General features: G+C 42.9%; 8 protein-coding genes. 4 read left to right on the top strand and 4 right to left on the bottom strand.

Going from position 1 to position 13,711, the window contains the following annotated elements; all coding sequences use genetic code 11:
- Positions 1 to 160: 160 nt before the first annotated feature.
- The 4 genes from AC1XUO_RS26180 to AC1XUO_RS26165 are packed head-to-tail and all read right to left on the bottom strand — an operon-like array spanning position 161 to position 7,482.
- Entirely contained in the window at positions 161 to 2,074 is a 1,914-nt protein-coding gene (locus AC1XUO_RS26180; protein WP_483332797.1) for a hypothetical protein, read from the bottom strand.
- Entirely contained in the window at positions 2,038 to 2,925 is an 888-nt protein-coding gene (locus AC1XUO_RS26175) for a YncE family protein (protein ID WP_483332796.1), read from the bottom strand. The genes AC1XUO_RS26180 and AC1XUO_RS26175 overlap by 37 nt, the downstream gene beginning before the upstream one ends.
- A gap of 19 nt (positions 2,926 to 2,944) precedes the next feature.
- Positions 2,945 to 5,431 (bottom strand): bifunctional YncE family protein/alkaline phosphatase family protein, encoded by a 2,487-nt coding sequence (locus AC1XUO_RS26170; RefSeq protein WP_483332795.1) that lies wholly within the window; start codon positions 5,429 to 5,431, stop codon positions 2,945 to 2,947.
- A gap of 32 nt (positions 5,432 to 5,463) precedes the next feature.
- A complete protein-coding gene (locus AC1XUO_RS26165; RefSeq protein ID WP_483332794.1) occupies positions 5,464 to 7,482 on the bottom strand; it encodes a TonB-dependent receptor plug domain-containing protein in 2,019 nt (672 codons plus the stop codon).
- A 318-nt stretch (positions 7,483 to 7,800) separates the two neighbouring features.
- On the opposite strand from AC1XUO_RS26165, the gene AC1XUO_RS26160 reads away from it, so the two are divergent.
- The 4 genes from AC1XUO_RS26160 to AC1XUO_RS26145 all read left to right on the top strand — a co-directional run bounded on the left by AC1XUO_RS26160 (position 7,801) and on the right by AC1XUO_RS26145 (position 13,689).
- A complete protein-coding gene (locus AC1XUO_RS26160; protein WP_483332793.1) occupies positions 7,801 to 10,554 on the top strand; it encodes a glycoside hydrolase family 2 TIM barrel-domain containing protein in 2,754 nt (917 codons plus the stop codon).
- A gap of 234 nt (positions 10,555 to 10,788) precedes the next feature.
- The gene (locus AC1XUO_RS26155) at positions 10,789 to 11,727 is read left to right on the top strand and encodes a hypothetical protein (protein WP_483332792.1); all 939 of its coding nucleotides are present in this window, start codon (positions 10,789 to 10,791) and stop codon (positions 11,725 to 11,727) included.
- A gap of 47 nt (positions 11,728 to 11,774) precedes the next feature.
- Positions 11,775 to 12,362: an RNA polymerase sigma factor gene (locus AC1XUO_RS26150; RefSeq protein ID WP_483332791.1), complete on the top strand. Its 588-nt coding sequence runs from the start codon at positions 11,775 to 11,777 to the stop codon at positions 12,360 to 12,362.
- Entirely contained in the window at positions 12,346 to 13,689 is a 1,344-nt protein-coding gene (locus tag AC1XUO_RS26145) for a hypothetical protein (protein WP_483332790.1), read from the top strand. The genes AC1XUO_RS26150 and AC1XUO_RS26145 overlap by 17 nt, the downstream gene beginning before the upstream one ends.
- Positions 13,690 to 13,711 lie beyond the last annotated feature (22 nt).

The raw sequence follows: 13,711 nt of genomic DNA, 5'->3' as shown, positions 1-13,711 counted from the left end.
TTTGAACTGAACTTAACACGATATTATTTTGGCCTCTTTTATTAATTCGCCTGACACTTGAAGACTTTCAGAAACTGATTTACCTACCGTTGTAATGCAATTACGGGTATCCCTGGCTAACCAAAGATACCCGCAAATAACTTAATAGAAAACTTTAATCTTACGGTTTTTGCACCTTTTTATTCTTTCGCAGCTGCTCATCATCTTCCATCCGTCGTTTCTGCATGGTTTCTGTTCGGTCCATTTCTTCTGATTCTGAAAATGCTTTCCAGTCGAACTTTTCATCAAACGGATCAAGGGCTTTTTGCGGATCAAATAAACGTGGATCGATTGGCACCGCATTGTAAGGAGTAAAATCAGGCTTGTCAGTAAACAGATCATTCATATCTGTTGCTGTTGCATCATATTGGTTCAGATATGGAATGCCCAGGATATGCCAGAAAGTTTTGAAAATACTACCGAAGCTGTAATGCTGCTTTCCAACATAATTACGCTTGATATAAGGTGACATAGTCATCAAAATACTTCTGTGTGCATCCACATGGTCAACACCTCCCTGCGGATCATCCTCAGTTACGACAATCAGCATATTTTTCCAGTAAAGGGTATGCGACAAAAATTCAATCGTGCGACCAAGAGCCAGGTCGTTATCGGCCATATAACTTTCACGGAAGGGAAATCCTGCATCTGCCCGTTCGTTTGTTCCATGATCATTCGGCAGCATCAATGTCAGCATGGAAGGAAGCGTTTTGCCGTCACCAGTCCATTTCTCATTGAATTCCTTCATAAAAACATCAGCCCGGAACTGGTCGGGAATCGCCATGTTATAGGTTGGAAACAGCTTTGACGATTTGTCATAAAGCGGCTCGGGCAGCGGGTAGTTGACCGTGTACAGTTCGCCAATGTGTTTCATGGTGCTGTCCGAATAATTAGCGGCCATTTCAACCCCAAATCCAAAATTGAAAAAATCCTTTTTATTGCGTTGCAAATGGTCCCATAGCGATCCGGCTTCGTTATAATCCTCCGGATAGATACTTCCGGCTGAGCCGTAAAAGGACAGATTACCCGGAGCCGACGAAGTGTCCACCATATTTCGGCCTCCACCATACGCAGCCGCAGTTCCGGTTTCAACCCATTCGTTCGGATAGGTATTAACCAGCCATCGGTGCCCGTCAGCAGATACATCTGAATCACAGTAGTAGTTATCAGAAATTGCAAATTGTTTGGCCAAAGCCAAATGGTTCGGCATCACATCGACAGCTTTTAATGCCAACGTCTTATTTCTGTTTTCAAAATTTCGTTTTAAGCCAAATCTGGCGATGGTCGAATCACCGTTCGCGGAAGTAAGCTGCCCGAAAACTTCATCATACGTCCTGTTCTCTTTTGAAATAAAAACGATGTGTTTAATGGGTGTTTCGGATGCACCAGGATATACCGGAACAGGATTTTGAGCGTTTGGCGAGACCTGTGTAAAAATGAAATTGTTGTCAAGCACCTTTCTTGTCAGGCCAGCCAGCTCCTTATCATCCGGAATATCGATCACAGAAACAGTGCCTTTCATCAGGCTGCCAATATAACTACCTGTACTTCCCAGCTTGTAATCCTTACCGCCGTTTGGGCCGCTGCCCATTCCTTTTGCATTGGTCACAATCAGTTGTTTGCCATTTGGGCTTACTTTCAATTTGCTCGGAAACCAGCCTGTCGGGATATGCCCGATTACTTTCATCGTTGAAATATCAACAACCGCGACGGCGTTAATTCCCGCTTCGGCCACAAATAGTCTTTTCTGGTCCGGCGAAACGGCGACACCAAATGGAATAAGCCCGCGAAGCGAGCCAAGCCGCGGTTCGGGATTGAGATGCAAGGTATTCACGACAGTATCTTTTGCAATATCAATTACCGATACACAGTCATTATTCCCGTTACTAACAAACACAAACTGATCCGTTGCGACAAGAGAATTAGGGCTGCTACCGCCCACGGCCGGAAAATCTTCCACCATCTGACCGACCAGGATCCCGGTTTTTATCTTGGCTTTTACCACAGGTTGGCATTCGTCAGATCGTAGCTCCATACAGAAAATGCTTCCAGCGCATTCGGGTCACCCAGCGCAGGAACACCTTTTTCGGGGATACCCTCCTTCATTTCTTTGGAACCATATTTGGTCGATGGCCATTTATGAGCCGTTTCTTTCAGATTGTTTTTATCAAGGTCTGTAAAAGGCTTGTATTCAAAAACACCCACGTTAGCCACGTAAATGTGCTTTTCATCAGGCGAAAGACAAATTCCAAACGGATACCGGCCAGTGGGAATATTGCTTTTGATTTTATTGGTTTTAGTATCAATCACCATTAGCCGGAATCCAATCTGATCCACAGCATAAAGGGTAGACCCGTCTTTGGTCAGGACCATATCGCCAATGTAGCCATGACTGTACTTGATGCCATTCTCAGAGGCGTTACAGTTGATGGTCAACTTATTTTTTCCTGTTTGAAGATCAAAAAGGAAAATCTTATTGGTTTGTCCACCCGCGACATAAACCGTTTTGTTATCCGGCGTAATGGCTAACCCCATAAAACAGGCTTCCAAAATCCCTTTGTCCGTTTTTGGCCCCTCAGGAATTTGCCTTACGGATGGGTTTGCCGTCAGAATGTTATTCAATACACTGATTGAAAAAGGATTGATTCCTGAATTGGCCGTCACTGCAATGGTACCATCCGAGCTCAGCGCAAGACCATAAGGGTGAGGTGCCACCGTTAGCTGCTTGCCGGTCGGCGTTAAATAGCGCCCATTGGGAATGATTGTTTTCCCTTTGTCGCTTTGATATAGATATTCCTTGCCCGAAGGCGCATTTGCAACCCATTTCTGAGCCGTAGCACTAAACGTAAATGACAGAGATAGAATCAGGAGCAAGACCTTTTTCATAGTGTTTTTTGATTTTTGATTAATCTTCATCCTCGTCTTGATCACCGCCTTTTTCAAGTTTTACAAAAGCACCACGGCGCGGCGCTGGCATGATGCTTTTTTCTCCACGCACCGTTTGCCATACAATTTCGCTAAAAATAAGGTCATCAATTGCATCAGGTACTGAAAGATCAAACTGATCGGAACGGCGCGAATTTGAATTCACAGCCACATTTTTCTGGTAAAGGTCGACTCCGGCTTCTTTTGATGTAAAACCTGACGGATTAGCCGTTCTGTTAAAACATCTCCACATCGGCGTGGCGGCCGCATCATATTGACTCATCGGTTTTATACCCAGGATCAGCTCCATCGTACGAAGCATCCCAGAAGTCGAATACATGGTATGGTCCACAAAACCTCTTTTCACAAAACCGCCGGCAACATAGGCAGGTGAGCGGTGCGCGTCCACATGATCCGGGCCATTTTGCGCGTCGTCTTCCAGGATAAACACGACCGACTCATTCCAAACCTTACTTTGGGAAAGGTGTTCAACGAAACGCCCTACTGCCTGGTCATTATCGGCCACAGCTGCAAACGGAGTTGGTTTTCCAAGGCTGGCACCCGAAGTATGGTCATTTCCAAACCGAAGTGTATTGAGCCTTGGAAGTTTGTCAGCAGCTACCAATGCATCAAAATCCTTTTCCCAGGCTGCTTCACGGTCTATGTCCATATATCCAAGATTATACCCTTTGAACGTTGGACAATAATTACCCTCTAGTGTTTTGATATTCGCTTTTCCCTCGTCTGCAAACCAGCCGTAACTGCGGAAGGTAACGCCCGCACGTAAGGCATGGTCCCAGATAAATCCATCTCTTGGATGTGCGATATCTTTACTCCCTTCATAGTCGTATGTTCCCCCGCGACCGCCATAGCTCGTGACCCAGTTTTTTTCTACGTAGTCATTGGCATACGCTGCGGACGACCAGTTATGTCCATCCGCGCTTACTTCTGCATCTACATAAAAGTTGTCGAGCAACACAAACTGATGGGCCAGTGCATGCTGGTTTGGCGTCACTTTTTCTGGAAACAAGCAGAGTGAAGCGTCGCCGTTTCCTTCTTTCATGTCTCCAAGCACCTGGTCGTAAGTCCGATTCTCTTTGATAATGTAAAAAACATATTTAATCGGAGACTTATCTCCTACTTTCATCGGAATCGGGTTCCCTACTTCCCCTTCTGCATTTAATTCCTTGTTTTTGGTATAGGGCGTGTTTGCGTAAACCAACCTGGAATAAGCGGAAAGGGTCTGAGGAGAAGGTGCATCAATGATCGACAAGTTGCCTTTAAATAATCCACCTATGTACTGCTCTCTTCCCGTGTAAGCCTGTGGGTTAGGTCCTATTTGCTGAGGGACTTTTGATAAATTTGGATTAGGGCCTTTGGGGTTGGCTTTGGAAGAAAATCCTTTTCCATTGGTAACAAAAATCTTTGACCCGATCGTTTTCACAGCGGTTGGATACCATCCTGTTGGAATAAATCCGATGGAATGGCTACGTCCTTTTGTTTCTACGTCAAATACTGCAAGACAGTTATTGTCTGCATTGGCTATATAAAGAACCTTCTCATCTTCACTCAGTGCCAGGCCATTAGGCGTGGTTCCGACGGGCGCGTTTGGAAAAAGAGACGTAGTTAAAGTTTCTGATATCTGGCGTTTTGTAAGATCAATAAGTCCGACGGTATTGTCATTTCCATTGGCTACGTATAAAAATTTGCCGTCTTTGGTTAAAAGCAAATCGTTTGGGTTTTTATTCGTTGCTATTTCGGCTGCTATTTTCTGTGTTTCTGTATTCACAATCACAACGCGTGAACCGCCCCATAACGAAATATAAAGTTCTTTTTTATCCTTGGAAAGCAGGCAGGTGTAAGCCGCCGCACCCAGATTTAATTTACCAATCGTCTTTTTTGTTTGAGAATCACAAATGTATAGGGCGCTGTCTTCCTTGGTAACTACGTAGATCCTTTTTTGAGCATCGTCAACTGCTATTCCTGTTGGAGATATTTTTACCGGCCAGGGTTTGCCAAGCTCAATCGGCTCATCAGCAATTAGCTGCTGATTTTTAATGTTATATACCAAAATTTTATTGCCGTTTCCACCAGATGCATACAGAGTTCTTTCATCATCACTGAAAGCCAAACCAAGGTATGATTTTGCTACTCCGGCTGAATCCAGCACTTTTTCAGAAGCTGCATCAATTAGGGTAATGCTTTGAGTACTTTGCCCATTATTGGTGACAGCCAGGTACTTTTTCGATGGAGAAACAACCAGATTCAAAGGCAGATCATCCAGATCCAAACTTCTGCCAACGGGTGTAAGCGACCAACCATTGGGCAGGCCTATCCGTTTTGAAGAAAGCTCTTTATAAATGGCTAATTCCTCGCCTTTTCCGGAAGAGCCGGTATTTTTGGTACAGCCGTAAGCGACAACGCCGGCGAGAAGTAAGCCGAGTCCGGCCTTCAGGTATTTTGTCATGGTGAGTTTGGATATTATTAATGATACCGTTTTTAAAACTTCCCTGTTAATGTCAGCCAGAGGCTCCGGCCCACACCATTGATTCCGGAGCCGTGCGTACGATAATCTTTGTTGGTAAGATTCTGGGCGACTGCATTTACCGAAAAATGTTTTGCATCAAAACCTGCCATCAGGTTCACGACTACCCAGCCCGGCGTGCCTCCTTTTGGAATGCGATTATCGCCCGCATCCCCGGCAGCCAGTCGTGTTTGTTTTTCTGCAAACCAAACCTCGGGACGTAAATTCCATTGGCTCCTGCGATATGCCAGGCCGAATCTTCCATTAAGCGGCGGGATACGGCGGACCGGCTCATTTTTGGTCACATTTTTACCAAAAATATAAGCTCCGGATCCGTATACCTTCCAGGTCTCGCTCAACGCATATTCTGCTTCCAGTTCTGCGCCACGGATGTAAGCCCGCTCTACGTTTTCTTTCCTGTATACATCAATGCCATCTATTTTCTGTCCGGCAACCTGCACACGTGTGATCAGGTTTCGCAGGTTGTTTTGGAACAGTGCCGCACTCATGGCGAATCCTTCTGAACGGAATTTATAACCTGCTTCAAAGTTGTAAGATGTTTCGGGTTTCAGATCATAGGCAGGAAGCTCGTAACGAAAATCGACGATCCCAAGCGTTCCCATATCGTCGATATTCGGCGCCCGGAAGGCTGAGTGAAAAGACGTGTAGAAGTTGGAATGTTCATGAAGTAAATAGGAGATCGAAGCATTTCCGACCAATGCTTTTGGCTTCACTGTTACATTACCAAGCACTTCATCGGCGACTTTAATCCGAAAACCATTGAACCGGCCACCGAAAGAAAACTGCCAGGCGTCAAGTTTTAACTGATGAAGAGAAAAAATTGCATAATTCAGGTATTTACTATCGTCGGGATACAGTCCGCGGCTTGCAACCGGGCTGGCACCATCCACCTGATCTACTTTGTCGCTGTTTACCAGGTCATTGTAAATCTCAATACCGGAACTTGCCTTCCAGAATTCGGAAATATCGGATTGTATGTTGAAGATCAGGCCGGCGGTCTTCACTTTATCTGTTTCCGTCCTAAGACTATTACTGCCATTTCTGCGGCTCAACCGCTCTTCATTAGTCGCTTGCCAGGAACCGGTAAGCGAGATTTCAGAAGCCCATTTGCTTGTTGTTATTCCGTTCAATTTAAAATAACTCAAAGAACGCTTTTGCGGATTAAATTCATTTAAGGCAAAATTTTCAAGTTTGTAGCGGTAATAAAGCGGTACATGTTTTTGAGAAACGGATTGATGGGCAAGTGTTAGCGTCCATGAGTCGGTTAGGCCCAAAAGCAACTTTGCATCAAAATTCCGGTCTTTATAACCACTCGGAGATTGCCTGCCGGTTGTATCCCCGCCTATAAGATCTCCAAAATTCCGGACACTGATGCCACCCGAAAATGCGATACGTGATCCCGAAAGCTTTACGCCCGCCCGCAGTGTTTTTTCCATATTCCCGGTTGCGTAGCGAGCTATGGCATTACCATGAACAGTCGGTTTTTCTGAAAATTCAGGATTTGAAGTAAGTATTTGAAGCGTCCCGCCCAGCGCATCGGAGCCGTACCCGACAGAACCGCCACCCCTGAGGACTTCTATTTTGTCGATTGTGAAAGGGTCAATCGTGTTCAGGTATTGATTGGGCCCGTAGCGAAATGTGCTGTTGTTCAAACGAATACCATCGATCAGGATGAGCGTTTGGTTTCCTGTCAATCCTCGTAAGAAGGGCGACCCGGCTCCATGGGTTGTTTTTTGAACAAAAACACCGTTGGAGCCCATTAACGCCTCAGGTGTCGTTCTCGGCTGGTAGGCCTGCAGGGTCCTGGAAGAAATTACAGATACAGAGCCCGCTGTCTGAAACGTTTTCTCCTCGATACGATTGGCCGTGACATTTAATTGATTGAGCAATTCAGTACGCAGAGAATCTCCCTCCTGGGCGACAACAGAAAACGCAGGCGATAGTATGAAAAGAAAGCTGTAAAATACCTTCATAGATGATCAGTAAACTTTATAAATACAAGTTGTAAATCTAAGTCTTCTATTTAGCGAAAAGCAGACAGCAGGATTACCAATTTGTTAAGTTTAAATGTCTTGGTAATGAAGCAGTTGGTAAATCTTCCTATTTCTGAAGTTTAGGCCCATTAGCTAGCCTAACGTCAGAAATTATAGAGCACTGGCTTTTTTTAAGGGAAATGTTTTAAGTATTCCTTGCTGAAAGTTAAAATAAGAATTTTGTCCAGCAATATCAGAACAACGGCCATTTGAAGTTGCCCTATTGAATAATAATTTTGTTGTTTATACTAATTTACTATGCTGCAAACTTTAAGACTTATACTATTTATTTTTCTTCTTCCATTATTATCCTATGGTCAAAAAAGTATTTCACTTGCCGGTGAATGGGAGGTCGCGTTTGATAGCGATGATGCCGGATCGCATCGTTTTTTGAAGCGTAAGTTTTCCAGCAAAATTAATTTACCGGGAACAACGGATGAAGCTTCTCTTGGAGATACAATTAAATTTAAACCTTCACTAACCAGGGAATCACTTTACCAGCTTGCCAGACGCCACCGGTTTGTTGGAACTGCGTGGTACAGACGGACAATCGATATTCCTGCTACGTGGGCAGGTCAGGAAATTGAACTATACCTGGAACGTGTGCTCTGGCAAAGTCGTGTATTTATTGATGAAAAAGAGGCTCATACGCAGCAGGAAAGCCTCACAACTCCGCACCGCTATAGCCTGACCGGTCTGCTCACGCCCGGTAGCCATACCATTTTGATGCGGATCAACAACACCCGGCAATATGATATCAGTTATCAAAACCTTGCACATGCATACACAGATGGCACGCAAACCATCTGGAATGGTGTTATCGGGAAAATTGGCTTAACCGCGAAAACACCTGTAAACATTCAACATATCCAGACATTTCCGAGTAGTACGGATAAGTCGGTTACCACAAGGATTAAATTTCAGAACAAAACCGGCCATGCACTAAAAGGGAAATTAAACCTGGCTGCAAAATTAAACGGAAAGAACTTGCCGGCGAAGGAGCAAGTTGTTCAGGTTGATACCGGTGTTTTTGTATATGAAGTCAAATATGACCTTCAGACAAATTTTCAAAACTGGGATGAATTTTCGCCTTCGGTTTATCAACTGGATGCTACGTTCATTTATGATAACGATAAGATAAGTAGCTACCAAACAACTTTTGGTGTAAGACAGTTATCGAATGAAAATAGTGTTTTGCATATCAACGGACGCCGGATTTTTTTGCGCGGCACACTGGAAAGTGCGATTTTTCCACTCACCGGCCATCCGCCAACGGATAAATCAGGATGGTTAAAAGTTTTTAATACCGCAAAACTTTACGGTTTGAACCACCTTCGATTCCATTCCTGGTGTCCGCCAAAAGCAGCATTTGATGTCGCTGATTCCCTCGGATTTTATCTACAGGTGGAATTGCCCATGTGGAGTTTGCAGGTTGGGGAAGATCCAAAGGCTGATAAATTTATATCTGAGGAGGCCACGTGCATCAGTGAAGCGTACGGAAATCATCCATCTTTCTGTTTTTGGTCAATGGGAAATGAGCTGGAAGGCAATTTCGACTTTTTAAACAATCTTGTTACCAAGCTCAAAAAAGCTGATCCGCGGCACTTATATACCACAACAACTTATAGTTTTCAGCCTCCTCATGGCAAATGGCCGGAACCGGCAGACGATTATTTTGTAACACAGGAAACAAAACTTGGATGGGTACGCGGACAGGTAATTTTTAACCAGAAATCACCTTCATTCATGGAGGATTATTCCAGCTCCTTAACAGGATTACCAGTTCCGGTCGTTACGCATGAAGTTGGGCAATATGCCGTTTTTCCTAATATCGCAGAAATCAGTAAGTATTCCGGTGTTATGGCTCCGGTCAATCTGATCGCGATCCGTGATGACCTGAAAAAGAAAGGTATGATCCCACTGGCTGACGCATATCTGAAAGCAAGTGGAAAACTGGCTGCTCTTCTTTACAAGGAGGAAATGGAGCGGATTTTGCGAACCAAAGGAGCCAGCGGAATCCAGCTGCTTGACCTGCACGATTTCCCGGGGCAAGGCACGGCAGACATAGGGTTGCTGGACGCGTTCTGGGATAGCAAAGAAATTATTTCCCCAACCGAATTCAGGGCGTTTTGTTCTCCGGTGGTCCCGTTACTTCGGTTTGAGAAGGCTACATATACAAATCAGGAAACATTCCGAGCGACCGCCGAGTTAGCAAATTTCAGCGGCGCATCATTGCGTAATATTAGTCCTGAGTGGACATTATCAGATGAGTCAGGCAAGCTACTATTCTCCGGTCGGCTCGCAGGAAAAACTGTTGAGGTTGGAAATGGATTTAGTTTAGGTGCGATTGAAATTAACTTAGGTTCAATCAAAACAGCTAAAAAACTGACATTGAAATTAGCCTTGAAAAATACACCTTACGCAAACACCTGGCAAATTTGGGTTTATCCAAAAGATTTGCCTGATATGCATTCAGATGTAGTCATTACGCAATCACCCGAGGAAGCGGTTCTCGCATTGGAACAAGGAAAAAAAGTTTTGCTTAATCCCGATTATAAAAAGCTTAATGGACTGCCCGGGAAATTCATTCCGTTGTTCTGGAGCCCTGTACATTTTCCTGAACAGGCAGGCGCAACGGGTTTGTTATGTGATCCAAAACATCCGGCCTTGAAAGAATTTCCAACCGATTTTCACGCTGACTGGCAATGGTGGGATTTGTGTACACAATCAACAGCAATGGTTTTACCAGACAGTACCATTTCGCCCATCGTCAGACAGATTGATAATTTTGCGAACAACCGGCAACTGGCTAATGTCTTTGAAGCTGCTGTCGGAAATGGGCGTTTACTGGTTTGTAGTTTCGACATAAGCACAAATCTGGAAGATCGGGCCGTAGCGCGGCAGTTTCGTCATAGCTTACTGAAATACATGAATTCGGCGGCTTTTAGTCCTAAGGTTAGCATTTCTGCTGATAAGCTGTTATCAATAGTTAAACTAACAGACAGTAAATAGCCTAAGCTTTTGATGAATTTTTAAGAAGAGAAAGAATCAGGCTTGTACCGGGTAATTGAAAAAGTTTGCATGAACTTCAATCCCTGTTCCATACGTCTGATATTTCATCACAACCAGCATAAACTTTTTGTTTATTTTCATCACAAATGCAACGGTTCAGTAAATAATTGGTGTCATTAGTTTAGGCTCAAAATTATAGTTCCGAAGATTACTTTGGATTAAACTTAACAAGCGATGAAAACAATCATTCTGAATCCAATTGTATACCTATTTTTGATTTTAACTGGCACATTTTCGTCTTGCAGCAAAGTGAAGGATGAACAGCCAGCGCCAATAGAGCAGCCTGTTCCTGATGCTGTGGCGAGAGTTCTGGCGGATGCATATCCCAACGCAAAGGAAATTTCAATAGAAACTATAGAAAAAGATAAAGAATGGGAAGCAAGATTTTCAGAAGGAGAAATTCAGTATTATGCGACGCTAAATCCGTCAAAAATCCTCGCTACCCACAGACTGATAAGTGAAACTGTTCCTGATTCTATTAAAAAATTTTTTGAGGTAATTCCTATTCTGTCACCTAACAAAGGGCTGCTTTCCGATTTTCGGGAAATTTTGAATCCTAGTGCAAGCGATCGTAATTATACAGCCAAGTTTACAGTTGACCAAAAGGATTATTTGTTAACATTCAGAACCTATAATCAACCATCAGATAACTATGACGTTACGGTAACAAGTTATTATAAGTTCAGTTATTACGAACTTAATGACCAAATATCCAACTATCTTTTAGACAAAAATTATGCAAATGTTTTCGCCAAAGTGATAGTTCTTGCAGATAACAAAAAACAATATACAACCTGGACCAATCACGTAAATGGAGAAACCGGAGATATGATTTTTGATGATCAAAAAAAATTAATTGTTTCTTTCAGAAGAGTTGAGGCTATTTCCTCACTAGCTGCTCTTCCCGCAAGCATCCAAAATTTTGCCAAAAATACCGGTCTTCAACTAAGTGACCAGAATTACAAATTCGCAGAGAACGGCGTATCCGGCTATCATGTTTTTCTATTAGGCATTAAAGGAATCAGCGGCTATCGCTACGCCCTGGATTTTGATTTGGAAGGAAATGTTATTACATCCCGACTTAATATAGCAATCGTAGGTAACCGCAAGTGAAAGTGGTGAATACTTAGTTGATAGCGTTTCCCCACTACCCCTAATCGATGAAGCTTTTTCGCAGTAAAAAATACGAAAGTTTGAATGAGCTTGTTATAGGCTGTCAAAAGCTTGAAGCCAGTGCGCAAACTGAATTTTATAAAAAATACAAGACAAAACTGATGGGTGTTTGTATTCGTTATGCAAAAACTCATGCTGAGGGTGAAGATATTTTTCAGGAGGCATTTATAAAGGTCTTCAAAAAAATTACAGAGGTCAGGGAAATAGAATCGATTGACCGTTGGGTTAAATCTATCGTAATAAATACAGCAATCAATTATTATAACAGAACAACACGACAACAACTTCTTCACGTAAATTTGGACAATGTTGACCACAATGATTGCTCGGAGGAGTACGAATCTTTAATCGACAAATTGGATATTGAGGTTGTACTTAACATTATATCTCAACTTCCAGACGGGTATAGAATGATTGTAAACCTGCATTTGATCGATGGATTTACACATACGGAGATCGCAGAGATGTTATCAATAGCCGATGGGACAGCGCGCTCGCAGTATCATCGGGCACGAAATATTTTAATGAAAAAATTACAGGAAATAGGTATAAGTCGCTATGAAATCCCCGGATAACGATACTGACAGCGCTCTGAAAGCGGCGCTGCAACGAAAATTTGATGACTTTGAAGCGCAAGTGGAAAGATCATCGGATGATTTTATTTTGACCAACTCAAACCGTTCTTATTGGAAATCAGCCGGATCGAAAAGTGTGGTGTTTGCCGGACTGATATCCTTTTTAGTTCTCTCTTCAATATTATATTTTTCCATTTTTACGGAGAAAGAAACAGCTTCCGTTAACATCAATAAAGAAAGCAATTCCCCAAGCCTGAGCAAATCGCCGAAGGTCGCGCATGACACTGAGGTGTCGCAAAATAAAGTGATTGACGCTCCAATCAGAAATAAATTAATCGGTTTACACAACCAAAAAAATAATTCCAAAACTCCAAAAATCAAGCCAAAAGTGCCCAAACGGCCGGCTTCGGCTGGCCTGTCGAGTGGAGGTTCCAAACCAATCGAAATTGACGATACCTACGAAAAAAATATAAATATTATTCCGGCATTACCGGAGTCAGGACAAAAACAGATCGAGGATGATGTCACAGAACCGGAACGATCTTTGAATTCATTAAATCTTGGGAAGCAAGTTGATAATCCTGATTTAGAAAACAGGGTAATACCAATAGCATTTAATTTGGATACAATCGGCAAAAGACCTTTTGAGCAGTACAGTTTTGGTCCAAGGCTGAGCATTGAATTTCCTTCAACAGCCGAAGAAGAGGAGAGTAAAAATTTAGGTAGAACCAGGACTAGGCTTGGCTTTGTTTTCAACACTGTCGCACTGAACACAGTCCAGATTTTAACTGTAAAAGCCTCGTCAGGCGTGGTTTATCAAAATGTTAGCGTCCCATCAGAGATTTATCCTGACCGGCTCAGTTACAAATTTTCGGGTGGTATTACAAAAGGAGCATTTCAATTACTTTTTAGTTATGGCCAGTTGAATCAGTCATTTCGGTATGAAATCAAATCTGACAAATTTGAACTTCAAAAAAACGACGAGGAATATTATTTGGTAACAAAAGGTATTCAACACCAACAAAATAATAAGCTAAAATTTGTCGGTCTTGGCTTGAAACGGCATGGCGTAGTATCAAATAGGTCTGTTTTTCAAAATTACTTTGGCGACGTAGGTCTGGAGTTTTCGCGGGAACTTACAACGAAAACAAATGTTTTATGGGGAAATGTAGCGATCGGCAAAGAAATCTTAATCAGTGAGAATTCTAAACTTAATATAGGGCCATACGTGGAGTACAGTTTCACAAAAATGATAAACCCGGATACAAAATTTCAAGTTCAGCCTTATCAGATTGGACTGTCGCTTGGATTCCGATATTTGAAATGAAAACTAGTTTCCTCCCGCCAAT

The organism is Dyadobacter sp. HNCC25DJ186, from assembly GCF_056895235.1.
Note: the sequence above shows the minus strand (reverse complement) of the source record. Positions and strands in the feature narration are given on the sequence as shown.

Excerpts from the sequence above, each read along its gene's own strand:
- AC1XUO_RS26180 (WP_483332797.1), bottom strand. The coding sequence starts at position 2,074 with ATGGAGCTACGATCTGACGAATGCCAACCTGTGGTAAAAGCCAAGATA.
- AC1XUO_RS26175 (WP_483332796.1), bottom strand. The coding sequence starts at position 2,925 with ATGAAAAAGGTCTTGCTCCTGATTCTATCTCTGTCATTTACGTTTAGT.
- AC1XUO_RS26170 (WP_483332795.1), bottom strand. The coding sequence starts at position 5,431 with ATGACAAAATACCTGAAGGCCGGACTCGGCTTACTTCTCGCCGGCGTT.
- AC1XUO_RS26165 (WP_483332794.1), bottom strand. The coding sequence starts at position 7,482 with ATGAAGGTATTTTACAGCTTTCTTTTCATACTATCGCCTGCGTTTTCT.
- AC1XUO_RS26160 (WP_483332793.1), top strand. The coding sequence starts at position 7,801 with ATGCTGCAAACTTTAAGACTTATACTATTTATTTTTCTTCTTCCATTA.
- AC1XUO_RS26155 (WP_483332792.1), top strand. The coding sequence starts at position 10,789 with ATGAAAACAATCATTCTGAATCCAATTGTATACCTATTTTTGATTTTA.
- AC1XUO_RS26150 (WP_483332791.1), top strand. The coding sequence starts at position 11,775 with ATGAAGCTTTTTCGCAGTAAAAAATACGAAAGTTTGAATGAGCTTGTT.
- AC1XUO_RS26145 (WP_483332790.1), top strand. The coding sequence starts at position 12,346 with ATGAAATCCCCGGATAACGATACTGACAGCGCTCTGAAAGCGGCGCTG.